Annotated in this window: 16 protein-coding genes and 1 pseudogene; 10 read left to right on the top strand and 7 right to left on the bottom strand. The window is 57.6% G+C overall.

The features are described from left to right. Positions 1 to 42: 42 nt before the first annotated feature. The 3 genes from Q7T36_RS00110 to Q7T36_RS00120 form a co-directional block, all read right to left on the bottom strand. Positions 43 to 978: an MbnP family copper-binding protein gene (locus Q7T36_RS00110; protein WP_304842716.1), complete on the bottom strand. Its 936-nt coding sequence runs from the start codon at positions 976 to 978 to the stop codon at positions 43 to 45. Positions 979 to 1,064: 86 nt separating this feature from the next. Beyond that, entirely contained in the window at positions 1,065 to 2,033 is a 969-nt protein-coding gene (gene dapA / locus Q7T36_RS00115) for a 4-hydroxy-tetrahydrodipicolinate synthase (protein ID WP_370690005.1), read from the bottom strand. Positions 2,034 to 2,037: 4 nt separating this feature from the next. After that, positions 2,038 to 2,484 (bottom strand): hypothetical protein, encoded by a 447-nt coding sequence (locus Q7T36_RS00120; protein WP_304842719.1) that lies wholly within the window; start codon positions 2,482 to 2,484, stop codon positions 2,038 to 2,040. A gap of 178 nt (positions 2,485 to 2,662) precedes the next feature. On the opposite strand from Q7T36_RS00120, the gene kdpF reads away from it, so the two are divergent. From kdpF to kdpE, 7 genes are read left to right on the top strand one after another with little or no spacing between them, the layout of a single operon-like run. Next, complete coding sequence (kdpF, locus tag Q7T36_RS00125; protein WP_304842722.1) at positions 2,663 to 2,752, top strand: K(+)-transporting ATPase subunit F; 90 nt, start codon at positions 2,663 to 2,665, stop codon at positions 2,750 to 2,752. Beyond that, positions 2,752 to 4,467: a potassium-transporting ATPase subunit KdpA gene (gene kdpA, locus Q7T36_RS00130; RefSeq protein ID WP_304842724.1), complete on the top strand. Its 1,716-nt coding sequence runs from the start codon at positions 2,752 to 2,754 to the stop codon at positions 4,465 to 4,467. Before kdpF ends, kdpA begins: the two co-directional genes overlap by 1 nt. Positions 4,468 to 4,520: 53 nt before the next feature. Continuing rightward, positions 4,521 to 5,258 carry a TorF family putative porin gene (locus tag Q7T36_RS00135; RefSeq protein WP_304842726.1) on the top strand — a complete coding sequence of 246 codons (738 nt, stop codon included), beginning with the start codon at positions 4,521 to 4,523 and terminating at the stop codon, positions 5,256 to 5,258. 12 nt (positions 5,259 to 5,270) lie between these two features. Continuing rightward, positions 5,271 to 7,337, top strand: a complete 2,067-nt coding sequence (kdpB, locus tag Q7T36_RS00140) for a potassium-transporting ATPase subunit KdpB (protein WP_304842728.1) — start codon at positions 5,271 to 5,273, stop codon at positions 7,335 to 7,337. A 15-nt stretch (positions 7,338 to 7,352) separates the two neighbouring features. Continuing rightward, entirely contained in the window at positions 7,353 to 7,961 is a 609-nt protein-coding gene (kdpC, locus tag Q7T36_RS00145; RefSeq protein WP_304842730.1) for a potassium-transporting ATPase subunit KdpC, read from the top strand. Between the two features lie 2 nt (positions 7,962 to 7,963). Beyond that, entirely contained in the window at positions 7,964 to 10,663 is a 2,700-nt protein-coding gene (locus tag Q7T36_RS00150; RefSeq protein WP_304842732.1) for a DUF4118 domain-containing protein, read from the top strand. Then, positions 10,663 to 11,352 (top strand): two-component system response regulator KdpE, encoded by a 690-nt coding sequence (gene kdpE / locus Q7T36_RS00155; protein ID WP_304842734.1) that lies wholly within the window; start codon positions 10,663 to 10,665, stop codon positions 11,350 to 11,352. Before Q7T36_RS00150 ends, kdpE begins: the two co-directional genes overlap by 1 nt. A 95-nt stretch (positions 11,353 to 11,447) precedes the next feature. Here the strand turns inward: kdpE and Q7T36_RS00160 are convergent, their stop codons facing one another. Continuing rightward, positions 11,448 to 11,645: a hypothetical protein gene (locus tag Q7T36_RS00160; RefSeq protein WP_304842736.1), complete on the bottom strand. Its 198-nt coding sequence runs from the start codon at positions 11,643 to 11,645 to the stop codon at positions 11,448 to 11,450. Between the two features lie 8 nt (positions 11,646 to 11,653). Then, entirely contained in the window at positions 11,654 to 12,118 is a 465-nt protein-coding gene (locus Q7T36_RS00165; protein ID WP_304842738.1) for an N-acetylmuramoyl-L-alanine amidase, read from the bottom strand. 113 nt (positions 12,119 to 12,231) lie between these two features. On the opposite strand from Q7T36_RS00165, the pseudogene Q7T36_RS00170 reads away from it, so the two are divergent. From Q7T36_RS00170 to Q7T36_RS00180, 3 genes and pseudogenes are all read left to right on the top strand, one after another. Further along, positions 12,232 to 13,658, top strand: a pseudogene (locus tag Q7T36_RS00170) (IS1182 family transposase). A 368-nt stretch (positions 13,659 to 14,026) separates the two neighbouring features. Further along, complete coding sequence (locus tag Q7T36_RS00175) at positions 14,027 to 14,854, top strand: hypothetical protein (RefSeq protein WP_304842740.1); 828 nt, start codon at positions 14,027 to 14,029, stop codon at positions 14,852 to 14,854. Next, entirely contained in the window at positions 14,835 to 15,524 is a 690-nt protein-coding gene (locus Q7T36_RS00180) for a hypothetical protein (protein ID WP_304842742.1), read from the top strand. Before Q7T36_RS00175 ends, Q7T36_RS00180 begins: the two co-directional genes overlap by 20 nt. Here Q7T36_RS00180 and Q7T36_RS00185 read toward each other — a convergent pair. Both Q7T36_RS00185 and Q7T36_RS00190 read right to left on the bottom strand, forming a co-directional pair. Next, on the bottom strand, positions 15,521 to 16,237 hold the full coding sequence (locus tag Q7T36_RS00185; RefSeq protein ID WP_304842744.1) for a hypothetical protein: 717 nt from the start codon (positions 16,235 to 16,237) through the stop codon (positions 15,521 to 15,523). The two genes, Q7T36_RS00180 and Q7T36_RS00185, sit on opposite strands and share 4 nt — an antisense overlap. Positions 16,238 to 16,581: 344 nt before the next feature. Further along, a complete protein-coding gene (locus Q7T36_RS00190; RefSeq protein WP_304842746.1) occupies positions 16,582 to 16,869 on the bottom strand; it encodes a hypothetical protein in 288 nt (95 codons plus the stop codon). Positions 16,870 to 17,049: the final 180 nt, after the last annotated feature.

Here is a 17,049-nt window from a genome sequence, read left to right on the forward strand (position 1 = left end):
CGTCGCTGACGGCCCGGGTGCTACATGATGACCGTTTAAGGCTTATTTGGCGACAGCCTTGAAGACAGTCTGTGACGTTCCCAGATTGATTGGCTGGCCGTTCGCCTGATCGATCTGCATGGCCGTAAAGATGGGCGTGCACTCAGCATCAGCGCCTGACATGCAGCCAACCGGGCCGCCCTCGTCCTTGGTCAGGTTTGAGTTACCCAGCAGGCCGTTCAGGTCCAGGGCCGCCTTCTGGGTGGCGATGTTGAAGGAGGTCAGTCGAACGCTCATGCGGTTGGGCTTGGTGCAGGTCACCGCCTCGCCACCCGCCGGGTTGCCGGTGCAACCGGTGGAGCCCAGATGCACGTTGAATGTCGGCGCCACCGTGGTGTCGGGCTTGGTGACGCCGCCCACGGGATTGACTTCCAGCTTGAGGAACTTGCGGCCGGACTGCCAGCTCCAGGCCAGCGCCTGTGAGTCCAGCGGAGCCGGTGCGGTGGCGTAATCGCTGTGGTTGAGCGAGACGGTCTTGCCGTCGGCATCAACGGCGCTAACCGGCACACCGACGGTAAACATCAGGCCGGTGTAGGTGCCTGACGGAACTTTACCGGTGATGGTGGTATTCGTTTCAGCCGAGCCGCCCGCGCAACTGTTCAGGCCGTTTTCAAAATCCAGCATGGCCACATTCAGGTATTGGTTGGGGTTGACTGGGTTCTGGTCCAGCTTGACCGCCACTTCTTCACCTTTGTTATTGATCAGGCGCACATCGGAAACATAGTAGCGCAGGTCCTTGAGCGTCATGGCGGGGTTGCCCGCGCTGATGGCGGCGATGTTGCTGGCACAGGTGATGTCAGCGCCATTGGCCTGTGCGGCAAACTGGATGCTCACGGCTTGGGTGGTGGTTACGACAGCCGTGCTGTTGGAGTCCGAGGAGCCGCCACAGGCAGCCAGAAAAAGGGAAGGAATGATAGTGGCGGAAACGAGAGCGCGCATACAGCACCAAGGTTGAGGTTAATTGATGCTGTATATCTTAAGGGTGCGGCCATTCGGGGGGAATGCGACATGTTGTCGCAGGGGGGTTATGTGACCCTTACATATTCCGGAAATAACCGCTGATTACGATCCGGATACCGGACTTCCGGTGTCACAGCCATCACCCGCTCCAGCACCACCGCCAGTTTTGCCCTGTTTTCCAAGGACATCGGCAGCATGGGCAGGCGTAATTCTTCCCGGATGAGACCCTGCATGGCCAGTGCGGCTTTAACAGGACCGGGATTCGGCTCGCTGAACAACGACCGGATTAAAGGCAGCAAGGCGTTGAAGATCAATCGGGCTTGCCCGATTTCCCCTTCTTGCACCAGATCAAACACCTGTACAAACAAATCAGGTCGAATATGGGCTGCCGCCGCAATCGCGCCATGACCACCCAGCCGAAGCATCTCGAAGAGTGAGGCGTCATCACCGGACAACACCGTCAACGGGGTTCGGCTGAGCAGATCGGTCACCGACGAATGATCAATGCCACCGCACTTCTTGATGGCGACAAACTGTGGGTTCGCCGCCAGCGTGGCTACCGTCGCCAAGTCCATCGCTACGCCTGTTCTGGCGGGAATGTCATAAAGAATGATGGGGCGAGTGGTCGCCGCCGCCAGCGCCTGAAAGTGCAGGATGACTCCTTGCTGAGACGGGCGGACATAGGCAGGCGGCGAAATCAGAAAGCCGTCAACGCCAAAATGGTCCAGATACGCCACTCTTTTGGTCATTGCCCTCGTGTCGCTGCCACTGATACCCATGATCACCGGGCAGCGTCCGCCAACGGCTTCCTGTACGGCCCGCAATACAGCGGTCTGTTCGTCATCGTCCAGCAGTGCGGCTTCCCCGGTTGTGCCGCAGGCAACCAGACCGTGTACGCCCTTGTCTGCCATACGTGCGGCCAAGCATTGCACTGTATCAAGGTCAACCGCTCCTTCCCGGTACGGTGTGACCAATGGCACCCAGATGCCGCCAAAGAATGGAGTCGCAGTTTTGGAAACCATAGTGATGATCATCCGGTCAGGCTTGCGTGATTCGGCCGAATTCGGCGCTGGGCAGACCACACATGACAGTATGCATGATCGAATCGATGATGGTTTTTTTCAGGCTGAGGAGCACCTGGATTTTCTCGGAGCGGGCGACCGGCTCTGCGCGAATGAACGCGGCCTGATCGCCGCAGGTCCCCTTCAGCAGTTGTTGAAGCGGTGTGACCAGGCCCGGCTCAAGAGTGATGGTCATCAACAGTTCATGGGCGACCGGGCAAGTGTTCGGACTGGCCAGGGAATGAACTGATTGTTGATTGCCTGTGGACGTCGGTGTAATTAGTCCCGGCGTCATGAACGTGGTTTTGATTTGTGAAGACATGCCTGCGGCAAGGGGGGAATTGCGGGTGGATCTGGCGGAATACGGTCGGGATCTGTCGGCTCGCACCGGGGAACGGGATTGCGACCGGATCGTGCGGTTCATTTCAAACCTCTGCTTGTTGTGATCGATGCGCCGAGATTAACCACCTTCCTGTAAAAATTTTCTAAAAATAGCGATCTCTGACCGGTATCAATTTTTGCACCCTTTTTACACCCCGACTTCTACAGTTACCCCATGGCTGCCACCCGGCAGCGCCTGTTAACCACGGGGTGACCTGAAAATGACTTACTTCTACTGGCTGGGCGGCATCACGTCGGCCCTCCTGTTCGGCTATCTGCTTTACGCCCTTTTCCACGCGGAGGATCTGTGATGACAGCTATGTCCTGGGGCTTGCTCCTTATTTTTCTACTGACGTTGTTGATGCTGGCCTTGCCCTTGGGGCGCTATCTGGTCAAGGTGGCGGATGCCGGCTGGCGGCCACGGGTGATTGGGGCGGCTGAAGGTCTTCTGTACCGCACCGCCGGTGTAGCGCCGCAGGCGGACATGACCTGGAAACAGTATGCCGGGGCGGTGCTGGTCTTCAACGTCCTGGGCATCCTGGCGGTGTTTGCCGTGCAGATGGCTCAGGCCGCCCTGCCGCTTAACCCGCAGCAATTCGGCAACCTCACCTGGGATTCCGCGCTCAACACCGCCGTCAGCTTTGTCAGCAACACCAACTGGCAGGGTTATGCCGGTGAAACGACCATGAGCTACCTGACGCAAATGATGGCGCTGACGGTGCAGAACTTCCTGTCCGCCGCGACCGGCATTGCTGTCGCCTTTGCGCTGATTCGCGGTTTCGCCCGTCGTCAACAGCCGGGTGTAGGCAATTTCTGGGTGGATGTCACCCGCATCACTTTGTACGTGCTGTTGCCCGTTTCCCTGGTCTTTGCGCTGGTGCTGGTCTCGCAGGGCGTCATCCAGAATTTTGACCCTTACGTGAGTTACACCACGCTGGAAGGCCATGCACAAACGCTGGCGATGGGACCGGTGGCTTCACAGGAAGCCATCAAGATGCTGGGCACCAACGGCGGCGGTTTTTTCAACGCCAACTCCGCCCATCCCTTCGAAAACCCGAGCGAGCTGACCAACTTCCTGCAAATGCTGTCGATCTTCGTCATTCCGGCCGCGCTGTGCTTCACCTTCGGCAACATGACCGGCGACCGTCGTCAGGGCTGGGCTGTCCTCGCCGCCATGACGCTGATCTTCGTGCTGGGCGCTGTGGCATTGACCTCCGCCGAGCAACAGGGCAATCCGCTGTTCACCCCGTTGGGCGTGGATCAGCAGGCCGGGTTGCTGCAATCGGGTGGCAATATGGAAGGCAAGGAAGTGCGTTTCGGCATCGCCGCCAGTTCACTGTTCGCCACCATCACCACGGCGGCCTCGTGCGGGGCGGTCAACGCCATGCACGATTCACTGACCCCGTTGGGCGGCATGGTGCCGACCCTGATGATGCAGTTGGGTGAAGTGGTGTTCGGCGGCACCGGTTCCGGCCTGTACGGCATGCTGGCGCTGGCAGTGCTGGCTGTGTTCGTCGCCGGGCTGATGATCGGCCGCACCCCGGAATACCTGGGCAAGAAAATCGAAGCCTTCGACATGAAGATGGTGGCGCTGATTATTCTGGTGACGCCCTTGCTGGTGCTGACCGGTACCGCGCTGAGTGTACTGGTCGAGCCGGGTCTGGCAGGCATGCTCAACCATGGCGCGCATGGCTTCTCGGAAGTGCTGTATGCGCTGTCTTCCGCGGCCAACAACAACGGCAGCGCCTTTGCCGGGCTGTCCGCCAACACGCCTTATTACAACCTGTTGCTGGCCGTGGCCATGTTCGTCGGCCGCTTCGGCGTCATCCTGCCGGTGCTGGCACTGGCCGGGTCGCTGGCCGCCAAGAAGTATGTCCCGGTGTCGGCCGGTTCGCTGCCTACGCACGGCCCCTTGTTTGTCGGCCTGCTGGTGGGTGTGGTGCTGCTGATCGGCGCACTGACCTATCTGCCCGCGCTGGCGCTGGGCCCCATTGTCGATCATCTGCAGTTGCACGGCATTCGCTGAAATATCCGGAGGCCCTTCCGGGCCCCGGATCACCATAATTTGGAGTGTAAATCATGAAAAGCTCAATTCCTGGAATCGCAATGCTGCTGGCCGGTGCTGTCATGTGTTCCGCATCCGCCCAGGCCGCCGATTCCGCCATCACAACTTCGGCCAGCGTCGCCTTAACTTCTGACTACCTGTTCCGGGGGGTGTCGCAAACGTCCAACAATGCCGCCGTACAAGGGGCGATGACGATCAATCATGCCTCCGGCGCTTATCTGTCGTTCTGGGCATCCAGCATCGCCAGCGCCGCCGGCGGCCAGGAACTGGATTCGCTGCTAGGGTATACCGGCAAGTCCGGGGATATGGGTTATGACCTGGGGGTCATGCGCTACAACTATCCCGGCGCCAATAAAGCCAGTAACGGCTTCAACCCCGATTACAACGAGATTTACGCTTCCATCAGCGGGCTGGGCGGCAAACTCGGTCTGAACTACAGCCCTGACTACTACCAGCAGTCCGATGCCTACCTGTATGTCTACGCCGGGTATGGCGCGGACGTCGGCGGAGTGACGGTTTCCGGTTCCCTGGGCCTCAACCGTTTTGACAGCCCCGCCATGATGACCCGTGCGCTGGCCCTGAATCCGGCCAACAGCAATGACTCCTACATGGATTACAAGCTGGCAGTGGCGAAGACGGTCGGTGGTTTCGGCATCGAGGGCGCCATCATCGGCTCTGATATCGACGAGGTGGATTGTGACGGCGGGCTTTGTGACGGTCGCTTTGTTGTGACCATCTCCCGCAGTCTTTAAGGAGTACCCGCCATGAGCCAATCCAGTCTTCCCCTATTCGACAAGGCCCTGCTGCGGCAGGCCGTTTATGCTTCTTTCGCCAAGCTGTCGCCACGCGTGCAGTTTCGCAATCCGGTCATGTTCGTGGTCTATATCGGCAGCCTGCTGACCACCGCGTTATGGGTGCACAGCCTCACAGCCGAAGGCGACGCCTCCAGCGGCTTCATCGCCGCCAACGCCATCTGGCTGTGGTTTACGGTATTGTTCGCCAACTTTGCCGAAGCGCTGGCGGAAGGCCGCAGCAAGGCCCAGGCCGCCAGCCTGCGCGGTTTGAAAGGCACCGTCTGGGCCAAGCGTCTGCATGAGCCGAAACACGGCTCCACCTGGTACACGGTGCCCGGTGATGAGTTGCGCAAGGACATCGTGGTGCAGGTGGATGCCGGGGAAATCATTCCCTGTGACGGTGAAGTGATTGAAGGCGTGGCCTCGGTGGATGAAAGCGCCATTACCGGTGAATCCGCGCCGGTAATCCGCGAGTCCGGCGGCGACTTTTCCTCCGTCACCGGCGGCACCCGCGTGCTGTCGGACTGGCTGGTGATCCGCTGCACCGTCAATCCCGGCGAAACTTTCCTCGACCGCATGATTGCCATGGTGGAAGGCGCGAGCCGCCGCAAAACCCCGAACGAGATCGCCCTGACCATCCTGCTGATTGCACTGACGCTGGTGCTGCTGCTCGCCACCGTCACCCTGCTGCCGTTCTCGTACTACGCCGTCACAGACGCCGGACACGGACAGGTGGTGTCGATGACGGTGCTGGTGGCGCTGCTGGTCTGCCTCATCCCCACCACCATCGGCGGCTTGTTGTCGGCCATTGGTGTGGCGGGCATGAGCCGCATGCTGGGGGCGAATGTCATCGCCACCTCCGGCCGCGCCGTCGAAGCGGCGGGTGACGTCAACGTACTGCTGCTGGACAAGACCGGCACCATCACCCTCGGCAACCGTCAGGCCTCCGACTTCTTTCCGGCGCCCGGCGTGACCGAAGAGGAACTGGCGGATGTGGCGCAGCTGTCCTCCCTGGCCGATGAAACCCCGGAAGGCCGCAGCATCGTTATCCTGGCCAAGAAACTGTTTAACCTGCGCGAACGTGATATCCATGCCATTGGCGCGACATTCGTCCCGTTCTCGGCGCAGACCCGCATGAGCGGCGTCAATGTCCTGCACCGCCAGATACGTAAAGGTGCGGTCGATGCCATCCGTCAACACCTGATCCTGCAAGGCTCCGCCCTGCCGGCGGAGGTGTCCCGTATGGTGGACGATGTGGCCAGGCGCGGCAGTACACCGCTGGTGGTCGCTGATGGTTCCCGCGCGCTGGGGGTCATTGAGTTAAAGGACATCGTCAAGGGCGGCATCAAGGAACGCTTCGCGGAACTGCGGCGCATGGGCATCAAGACAGTGATGATTACCGGCGACAACCGCCTCACCGCCGCCGCCATCGCCGCCGAAGCCGGAGTGGATGATTTCCTGGCCGAAGCGACGCCGGAAGCCAAGCTGAAGATGATCCGCGACTTCCAGCAACAAGGGCAAATGGTGGCCATGACCGGTGACGGCACCAACGACGCCCCGGCGCTGGCGCAGGCCGACGTCGCGGTGGCGATGAACAGCGGCACCCAGGCCGCCAAGGAAGCGGGGAACATGGTCGACCTCGATTCCAACCCCACCAAGCTGATTGAAGTGGTGGAAATCGGCAAGCAGATGCTGATGACGCGCGGTTCACTGACCACGTTCAGTATCGCCAACGACCTGGCCAAGTACTTCGCCATCATCCCGGCTGCTTTTGCCGCCACTTACCCGGAACTTAACGTACTGAACGTGATGGGGCTGGCGACGCCGAATTCCGCCGTGTTGTCGGCCGTGATCTTCAACGCCCTGATCATTGTGGCGCTGATCCCGCTGGCGCTGCGCGGGGTGGCTTACCGGCCGCTGGGCGCGGATGTGCTGCTGCGCCGCAACCTGCTCGTCTATGGCCTGGGCGGCGTGCTGCTGCCTTTCATAGGCATCAAGCTGATTGACCTGACGCTGGTCGGCCTTGGCCTCACCTGAACCCGGAGAACGAACATGAACCTGAAATCCACATTACGCCCCGCCCTGGTGTTGTTCACCGGCCTCACGCTGCTGACCGGGCTGGTCTATCCTCTCGTGGTCACCGGCCTCGGCCAGGTGATGTTTCCTGCCGCCGCCAACGGCTCGCTGGTGCAGTCGGACGGAAAAACGCTGGGTTCCGGACTGATCGGCCAAAGCTTCACCCGGCCGGACTATTTCTGGAGCCGTCCGTCCGCCACGGGGCCGGAACCCTATAATGCTGCCGCTTCCGGCGGTTCCAACCTGGGGCCGAACCACCCGGATCTGCGCAAGGCGGTGGCGGAGCGGGTAGCCGCCCTGCGCGCCGCCGATCCGGGCAACCTTCGCCGGGTCCCGGTGGATCTGGTCACGACTTCGGCGTCAGGTCTGGACCCGCATATCAGCCTCGCGGCGGCGGAATACCAGCTGGGCCGGGTTGCGCGGCTGCGCGGTGTTCCCGAATTGCAGCTGCGCCATTTGCTGGGCGGGCTGGCCACGCAAACGGTCTGGGGCGAAGCCCGTGTTAATGTCCTGGCGCTGAATATGGCGCTGGACCGGCAATATCCCGTACGCTCACAGCCGTCTGATGCGACACCGAGGACTTGAACATGGTGGATGAGGGACAACGCCCCGATCCGGACCGACTGCTGGCGGAAGTGACTGCAGAACGGGAGAAAGCCGCCCGCGGCCGCCTGAAGATTTTCTTCGGCGCCTGCCCCGGCGTCGGCAAGACCTACGCCATGCTCACCGAAGCCACACGATTGCGCGAGCAGGGACTGGACGTCGCCGTCGCCATTGTCGAAACCCACGGCCGCGTCGACACCGCCGCCCTGACGCAAGGACTGGAGATACTGCACCGCCGGTCCGTGGCGCATCAGGGCCGGCCGCTGGAGGAAATGGACTTGGAGGCGGTATTGCGCCGCCGGCCGGCGCTGGTGCTGGTGGACGAGCTGGCGCACAGCAACGCGCCCGGCTCGCCGCACCCCAAACGCTGGCAGGATGTCGAAGAGTTGCTGGCGGCGGGTATTAATGTCTACACCACCCTCAACGTGCAGCATCTGGAAAGCCTGAACGACATTGTCGGCCGTATCACCGGCATCCAGGTGCGTGAAACCCTGCCCGATCATGTTTTCGACGAAGCCGACGAGATCATGCTGGTCGATCTGCCGCCCGACGACCTGCTGCAACGGCTCAAGGCCGGTCAGGTTTACATGGGCGAACAGGTCGAGCGCGCCGCCGGCAACTTCTTCCGCAAGGGCAACCTGATGGCCCTGCGTGAACTGGCGCTGCGCCGCACGGCCGAACGGGTGGACCACGCCATGCGCGCCTACCGGCAGAAGCAGCCGGGGGCCGAAGTCTGGCCCGCTGACGAGTCGTTGCTGGTGTGCATCGGCCCGCAACCGGGCATGGACACGCTGGTGCGGTCCTGCGCCCGGCTGGCCACCCAGCTCAACGCCCGCTGGCATGCCCTGTCGCTGGAAACGCCGGAACTGCAATCCCTCAGTGAGCAGGACCGCAAGACCATTCACGATGCCCTGCATCTGGCGGAAACCCTGGGCGCGGAAACCGCTATCCAGACTGCTCAGAGCGCGGCGGAAGGCACCATCCGCTACGCCCGCCAGCACAATCTGTCGCGGGTGGTGCTGGGACGACGGCGCGGCGGACCCGGACGCTGGTGGCGGAGCAGCCTGGCCGACCGCATTGCCACGGAAGCGCCCGATCTGGATATCGTCTGGATTTCCCGGGGCAAGGAAACCCTATCTTCGGCCCCCAAAGCCAAAGATGCCGTCCGGATGGTCTGGCGTCATTACCTGCTGGCCATGCTCATCCCGGCCGTCACCACGGTGCTGGCCATGCCGGTGTTCCGGCTGTTCGACATCGCCAACATTGTTATGTTGTTTCTGGTCGGGGTGGTGGCTGCCGCCATGCGTTGGGGCCGTGGACCGGCGGCGCTGGTTGCTGTGCTCAATGTCGCCGCCTTCGATTTTTTCTTCGTGCAGCCGCGCTTTTCCTTCGCGGTCACGGACGTGCAGTACCTGTTCATGTTCGCGGTGATGCTGCTGGTGGGGCTGGTGATTGGCCAGTTGACCGCCCGGTTGCGGTTTCAGGCGGAATCGGCGGGACTGCGCGAACAACGCGCCACCGCCCTGTATGAAATGGCCCGCGAAATGTCGTCCACCCTTACGGATGACAGTGTGGCTGAAATAGCCACCCGCCATCTGTCGCGGGTGTTACAGGCACGTGCGGCGCTTTACCTGCTCGACCTGAGCGATCAACTGGTGCTGATTCATCAGGACGCAAACCCCATCGCCACCGACGACGCCATTGCCCGCTGGGTGCTGGACCACACCGAACCGGCGGGCTGGGGCACCGACACCCTGCCCGCCACCCCGCAGCTGTACATGCCGTTGCGCGCGCCCATGCGCACGCGCGGGGTGCTGGTGATTGACAGCGAGCAACCGGAAAACCTGCGCAACCCCGAGCAGTACCGGCTGCTGGAAACCTTTGCCGCGCTGACGGCCATGGCTTTTGAACGGGTGCATTTCGTCACCGTGGCCCAGCAGACACTGGTCAATATTGAGTCCGAACGCCTGCGTAACACTTTGCTGGCGGCGCTGTCTCATGATCTGCGCACACCGCTGACCACCCTGGTCGGTATTTCCGAGAGCATGGCGCTGGACCCGGCGCTGACTTCCCCGGCGTTGCAGGCCCAGGCCAAGACCCTGGCGATGCAAGCGCGCGGCATGGCGCGGCTGGTGCACAATCTGCTGGACATGGCGCGCCTGCAATCCGGAGAGCTGCAACTGAAACCGGACTGGCATTCCTTCGAGGAGCTGGCGGGCAGTTCGCTGGCGCTGATAAGAAGGCAACTGGGTGAACGGGAAGTCCGTTTGAATCTGGATCCGGATCTGCCGCTGGTGTGGTGTGACGGCATCCTGATGGAACGGGTGCTGGTCAACCTGCTGGAGAATGCCGCCAAGTACACCCCGGTGGATGCCTCTCTTGGGCTGGATGCCTGGGTTGAAGGCGAGTCGGTCTGCTGGCGGGTGTGGGATAATGGGCCGGGCTTTCGCGTGGAGAATCCGGAAAGCCTGTTTGGCAAGTTTGTGCGCGGCCAGCCGGAATCCGCCGTGGCCGGGGTTGGTTTGGGGCTGGCCATCTGCCGCGCCATCCTGCAGGCGCATGGCGGCTCCATACGGGCGTTTGCGCATCTGCCGTCCGGCGCGGCTTTTGAGTGTCGGGTGCCGCGTAAGGAACCCCCTGTTTTTGAGTTGGAATGCCCGGCCGAACCGGGACAGGACAAATAATGGAAACGCCATTCACCGTGTTGCTGGTTGAGGACGAGGGAGAAATCCGCCGTTTTGTGCGTTCGGTGCTGGAACAGCAGGGATTCCGGGTGTTTGACGCCGAAAATCAGCAACGCGGCCTGATTGAAGCTGGTTCGCGCAAGCCGGATCTGATCATTCTTGATCTGGGGTTGCCGGATGGCGACGGCATGGACGTCATTTCCGGCGTGCGGGCGTGGTCTCAACTGCCAATCCTGGTGCTGTCGGCGCGGGTGGATGAAACCGACAAGGTCGCGGCGCTGGATGCCGGGGCGGATGACTTCCTGACCAAACCGTTTGGTGTTTCGGAGTTGCTGGCGCGGGTGCGCGCCCTGCTGCGCCGCCGCGCGTCCAGCGTGGATGCAGAGTCTCCGGTGCTGCAGTTCGGGACAGTGCGTCTGGACCTTGCCAACCGGGTGGTGGAACGTGACGGTGAGCCGGTGCACCTCACCCAAGTGGAATTCCGGTTGTTGCAAATGCTGGCCACCCACCCCGGCAAGGTGCTGACTTACCGGCAGTTGTTGCGGGAGGTATGGGGACCGCAGCATGTTGAAAGCAACCACTATGCGCGTATCTACATGGGGCATCTGCGGCAGAAACTGGAGGAGAACCCGGCCCAACCCCGGTTCTTTCTGACGGAAACCGGGATTGGGTATCGGTTTATGCCGTGAAAGCGTTCCTCAGGTTTGTTTCCCCCCTTGAAACACGATGATGGCCTCACGCCCGCTACTTGAAAAGAGAGGTAGTGAGATTATGCTCTCTTTGGCTAATGGGCGTCCCTATTTTCTTGATGCTGGCACCAGGCAAAGGCCCGGATTGCAATGCGGACGAATAACTGGCGGCTGAGGCGGTGTTGCTTGTCCACGCGGTACATTTCGCCAGCCAGGGCGGACAGCAGGATAAGCAGGCACACGAACCAGACCGGGGCGTCTTGTACCTGGTCTTGCAGGGTGGCTTCGGGCATGGTGGTTCTCAGGGGGTTTGCAGCCAGGCGCGAACATCGAAGCAGGGGCAGTCTTTGGCGACGTTGGGAAAGTCGCGGTGGCCCTGGACGATGGCTTGCGGGTAGCGGGTTTTCAGTTCGGCCAGCAGTTGCCGCAGGGCGTCGAGCTGGGCCGGGGTGAAGTTGTTCTGTGCCTTGCCCTGGCAGTCGATGCCGCCCACCAGGCAGATGCCCAGGGCTTTGCTGTTGTAACCTTCCACATGAGCGCCTGCGTTGCGTTCCGGCCTGCCCTTTTCCACGGCTCCGCTGCGGCGGATGACGTAGTGATAGCCGATGCAGGCGAACTTGCGGGCGCGGTGCATGGTGTCTATGTCGGCGGCGCCGATGTTGGCGGTGGGCCGGGTGGCGCTGCAATGCACGGCGATGTACTGGACGCGCTCCATGAGGGCCAGGCGCATTAGCGGCAGGCTTACGGGGCACGGCAGGATTGTCATGGGGGCGTTCCTCGGGCATAAAAAAACCCGCCAAGACAGACTGTGTAAAAACACTCGCAGTTTGAATAATGAGCGGCGACAATGCCCGTACACCAGTACGGGCATTGTCATTTATGAGCTATGTCAAAGGCGAAGCGCCGGGCCAAACCAGCCTGTTCCCGGTATCCCTCGATGAGCTGATTCCGGAAGATCATCTGGTCCGTGTCATCAGCGCCTATGTCGGCCACCTTGATCTGCCCGCCCTGGGCTTCACAAGGACCTCGCCCAAGCGTACCGGCCGTCCGCCTTACGATCCCGCCGATTTGCTCAAGCTTTATCTGTACGGCTACCTGCACCGCATCCGCTCCTCGCGCCGCCTGGAAGCGGAGTGCCAGCGCAACGTCGAGGTCATGTGGCTGCTGGGGCGCTTGGCTCCGGATCACAAGACCATCGCTGACTTTCGGCGCGACAATCACGCGGGCTTCACCGCCCTGTGCCGGGCTTTTGTCCGCTTCTGCCGTCAGGCCGGTCTGGTAGCGGGGGAACTGGTCGCCATTGACGGCAGCAAGTTCCAGGCCGTCGCATCGCGGCGGCAACTGGTCACCCCGGCCCGACTGGAGCGGCAAGAGAAAGCGCTGGAGAAGCGCATCGCCGACTACCTGCAACAGATGGAGGAAGCAGACCGGCAAGAGGCGCGTACCGAGATTGACCGGCGGGCGATGAAGGAGGCCTTGCAGTTGCTGAATGACCGGCGCGCCGATGTCCAGGCCACCCGCGCCCTGATGGCGGAGTTGGGGTTGAACCAGTTGGTCGCCACCGAACCGGACGCCCGCGACATGCGGACCGCGCAGGGGCAACGCGTGGCCTATAACACGCAAACGGCGGTAGACGGACAGCACGGGCTGATCATCCATCATGAGGTGACGCAGGCGGGGAGCGATAACACGCAGCTGGAGCCGATGGCCAAGGCGGCGATGGCGGTGCTGGAGCAGGAGGCGTTGCGGATGCCGGGTATTCCAACCTGAACCAGTTCCAGAACTGCGAGGATGCCGGAATTACCCCGTATGTACCGCCCAACCGGTCGGTCAACACCCAGGAGGACGGCCGGTTGTTTGACCGTTCACGCTTTGACTACGATGCGGAGCAGGACGAGTATCGTTGCCCGGCCGGCCACCGGCTGGTGTTGAAGCAGCAGAATGCGCGTGACCGGAACCGTATTTATGCGGCCAACGCGGCAGATTGTTCGGGATGCCCGCTAAAGTCGCAATGCACGAAGGCGGAACGGCGTCATGTCAGTCGCCATGAACACGAGGCGGCAGGCGAGCGCATGGCGGCGAGGATGGCGGGATCACCGGACAAGATGGTGGCGCGGCGATCCCTGGTGGAACACCCGTATGCGGTATTGAAGTATTGGATCATGGGGCACGGCCGCCTGCTGATGCGGGGGCTGCGGGGAGCGGGAACCGAGATGGCTTTGGCGGTTAACGTATTTAACCTGAAACGGGCGATCAATATCCTGGGCGTGGCCGGTATGCGGGAAAAGTTGCTGTCAGCGGCCTGAAGTCGTGCGGTAGATCCGGATCCGGCCGGAAACCCTGCCAATGACGGAGCTTCCAGCCTGATACGGATGCGTGGGCAGGCAGGAAGGCTGATGAAGGTCGTTCGTCCGAAAACAGGAACGCCCCAATAATGATGGGGCGTTCTGTTCAGCCGCTAAACGAGACAGTGTTTTTACACAGTCTGAAGAGGCGGGTTGATGGGGTTACAAGTGCGTTGGACGGACTTGTCCGAGGGTTATGCTACGACAGGACGGGGTTCTACGGCGGATGTTGAATATATTAAGGATGGAAGTTAGACTCAGAAGAATCTATGAACATCAAATTGCAAGGAGCACCCATGGCCTAGATATCAATTCGCTTCGACGGAGACTTGGTCACCAACAACCAAATCTCCATGCGTACACTTGGTAAGACGCTTCAGAACTTGCAGACTGTTTTTGATCGCGCTGCAATCGAATACCATGAGAAGAAGCTCGAAAAAAACAAAAAAATGAACCCGAAATATTATTCTGATGTTGAGTTCATTGTACAACAACCAAGACCCGGCAGCTTTATACTTGACCTTACATCAATTAGTACTACAACCAAGAAGATAATTGATCGGGTTGCTAATGTTTTAAAAGCATCTTTCGATGATGCGATGGGAGATGGAATCAAAGAAGCAAATGCAATCACCAATCAAATTCATGAAATTAAGGCAAAATTAGCAATCGGAAATGATCTTATTGATAAACCAACTGAAGATAACGACTATAAAGATTATGCAGAGTATGCTATTGCCAGCAATTTCAATCATATATTATCGATCATTAGGGCTGATTCCTCCGGAAAGACAACTTTTGAAATTACGTTAGAAGGAACCCAAAAAACAACATTGACCTTTGACCGTGAAAAAGCAGAAAAGTTTGGATTGGCCATAACTGAAAGACGCCTTGGCCAGCCAAAGCTTTATATTGCAAAAGTAGAAGAAATGAATAATGTAATGTTGAAGGCAAAGGTTTTTAATGTACAAACCCAAAAGAAATCATCACTCAAATTTGTAGGAGGGGCTGATTTAATATCTGTCATTCCGTACTTTGAAAAAAAGAAGCTGATGAGGTTTGTCGCCTGCCCATTAATACAGTATGATGCAATCGACAACAACGCTGGCGATCTTGTTTTTGTGAAGGTGATTGAAGATGGACTCACTGATCGATAAGTATCTCAATGATATAACCAGTAAGTACCCCCCTCACCGCCTGGTTGTATTCTTTATTTATCTCTTTTCAATATATTTCTACAATTATAGTCAATCAAGCCTCCGGTTGGCACACGAAATTTCCATCTTTAAGGCAGCTGACCTCGGCTCGTTGATCTATGGCGAAGAATCATTCTTCACAATCTTTCATTATATTTTTGCCTTTTTTCTATGTATGGTAACCACGTTTTTCTACAGCAGCTTAAAACTTAGAACCTTTAAAATACTCACTTCATATTTTGAAAAAAGACAATCCTATATTGATGTATTAGTCAATATAATCAAGCCTGAACTTACTGCCAACTCGCCAGCTGTTAATTCCACCATACTCAATCAGACAGCGGCAAGTTTATTAAGGGCCAAACTTGACGTTCAGAGGACTTACGCTTACGGTGAAATTTGCGCAGCATCGTTGTGTGTATTTATTTGGGGTGCCAATAAGTTCATTCTTAATGACTGGTTTTATACTTTGACTCTCTTGGCTCTAGTTTTGTACTTTCAATTTAAAAGTTACAGAATTTATATTTCCAAGCTTACCCCACACCACGTTACTTTGAGCCTTCTACTCAATAGAAAAATTACTTTCGAATATGAAATTGCAGAAATAGCTCAGGATTCTTCCTCAATTTAAATTTTCTTAGCGACATCAATTACCGCATCATTCTTCATCTTTCTTAAAAGTGCTATAAATTGCGACTTCAATTCGGAGTCCATATTTTCTTTATGAAATATCATCAAACGAAGGCAACAAATGCAATCAATCAAGTTGCATCGCAAGGACAACCAAAATATATCCCTGCTAAGCTCCTTAATAGACTCATCAATTGCATGGCTATTACTATAATCCAGCGCAATATTTGCTGTATCAATGTGCTCATGCCCATCAATCATTTCCAAAACCTTCGCTCCATATTTCTCCATTGCCACAAATGCGTCTTTCGTGAATGAATTTGAGCTGAGTCGAAATGCCAATAATGGTGAAACAGGAGCTAGCTTCTTAATAACACCAACATATTCGTCAAAATCTATGTCAGCTTTTTTCCCAATAGAAGCCGCAAAGCCAGCTTTAATTATGGGGGTAAGAAAATTCTTTATTTCGGCGCGATTCACATCGATTGATCGGTCGTCGGGAAAAACTTCTTTGGCAGCCTCAAGATAAATATCGACGCATCGATTCACATCCGGAAGCTTTAATCGATTTAAATTTGCCTGCAGTCGAAGCAATGAATATAAAGACTCATTCAATATTGCCAAGCCATCAAGCCTGCGCTTATAAAAAAATGAAACAAATGATGCAAGTAAACCAAGTACTGCACCAGCAAGCAAATAAAACTCTTTTTCCATTTGTTAACGCTCCATTTTAACTATTATATTCACAGACATTTCCATATTCAGGGCAAATCCGTGTAAGGCTTCACAATCTTTGAATTTTGCCCTGATACCCATGAAATAACAAGAGTAAATTTCAAGCAAAGAATGCCAGTTGCGTCACAACAACCTCTCACCCCAATCCACAACCACCTCCTCCTACCTCCCCGCCGTAGTCGCCTGTCCCGGCATCCCCTCCGCCATCACCTCCTCCAACTCACTGAATAACCCCACAATAAACCCCTTCGCAGCTTCTGGTTGGTGTTCATATCCTTAACAATCCAACAAAGCCTTGATGTAAGCCACTGGACTCCTTTTTGTCAAGCGTTGGCGCACACAAAGTCGATCAAAGCAATCGACTCTGAAAACTTTTCAGTTAGAGGCTTGGCAAAGTATGCAAAGCGATCCTTCGAGATTTCTATGACTTCACCTGTACCAGGTTGCTCTGGACCACCGGGGATGCAATATGTCTTGTTGTGTTGAAGGCGTGCTGTTTCTTTATCCTTACTTAAGACAACGTACTCTTTGACCTCGTAATAGCCTGTCCCAAAGATATGCGACGGTACGTAAACCATTCTACCCACTGAAAAATTTTCATCGTACGACATCTCGTTCACCTATATCATAGTTGTTGACGAAAGACTTAGCTGATCAGTCTGCATAGATTTTGCCGTGTTTTCATGCCATGTCAATCAACTGCAGCGGCATCAAATCTAGGTAGGGATGCTGCCCTGCCAACCTCATGGAAGCGGGCGGTGACCACCGCTCACATTACTAACATCTGGGTT

Source organism: Fluviicoccus sp., from assembly GCF_030646115.1.
GTDB lineage: Bacteria > Pseudomonadota > Gammaproteobacteria > Pseudomonadales > Moraxellaceae > Fluviicoccus.

Coding starts and splice junctions, on each gene's coding strand:
- Q7T36_RS00110 (WP_304842716.1), bottom strand. CDS start 978: ATGCGCGCTCTCGTTTCCGCCACTATCATTCCTTCCCTTTTTCTGGCT.
- dapA (WP_370690005.1), bottom strand. CDS start 2,033: ATGATCATCACTATGGTTTCCAAAACTGCGACTCCATTCTTTGGCGGC.
- Q7T36_RS00120 (WP_304842719.1), bottom strand. CDS start 2,484: ATGAACCGCACGATCCGGTCGCAATCCCGTTCCCCGGTGCGAGCCGAC.
- kdpF (WP_304842722.1), top strand. CDS start 2,663: ATGACTTACTTCTACTGGCTGGGCGGCATCACGTCGGCCCTCCTGTTC.
- kdpA (WP_304842724.1), top strand. CDS start 2,752: ATGACAGCTATGTCCTGGGGCTTGCTCCTTATTTTTCTACTGACGTTG.
- Q7T36_RS00135 (WP_304842726.1), top strand. CDS start 4,521: ATGAAAAGCTCAATTCCTGGAATCGCAATGCTGCTGGCCGGTGCTGTC.
- kdpB (WP_304842728.1), top strand. CDS start 5,271: ATGAGCCAATCCAGTCTTCCCCTATTCGACAAGGCCCTGCTGCGGCAG.
- kdpC (WP_304842730.1), top strand. CDS start 7,353: ATGAACCTGAAATCCACATTACGCCCCGCCCTGGTGTTGTTCACCGGC.
- Q7T36_RS00150 (WP_304842732.1), top strand. CDS start 7,964: ATGGTGGATGAGGGACAACGCCCCGATCCGGACCGACTGCTGGCGGAA.
- kdpE (WP_304842734.1), top strand. CDS start 10,663: ATGGAAACGCCATTCACCGTGTTGCTGGTTGAGGACGAGGGAGAAATC.
- Q7T36_RS00160 (WP_304842736.1), bottom strand. CDS start 11,645: ATGCCCGAAGCCACCCTGCAAGACCAGGTACAAGACGCCCCGGTCTGG.
- Q7T36_RS00165 (WP_304842738.1), bottom strand. CDS start 12,118: ATGACAATCCTGCCGTGCCCCGTAAGCCTGCCGCTAATGCGCCTGGCC.
- Q7T36_RS00180 (WP_304842742.1), top strand. CDS start 14,835: ATGGACTCACTGATCGATAAGTATCTCAATGATATAACCAGTAAGTAC.
- Q7T36_RS00185 (WP_304842744.1), bottom strand. CDS start 16,237: ATGGAAAAAGAGTTTTATTTGCTTGCTGGTGCAGTACTTGGTTTACTT.
- Q7T36_RS00190 (WP_304842746.1), bottom strand. CDS start 16,869: ATGTCGTACGATGAAAATTTTTCAGTGGGTAGAATGGTTTACGTACCG.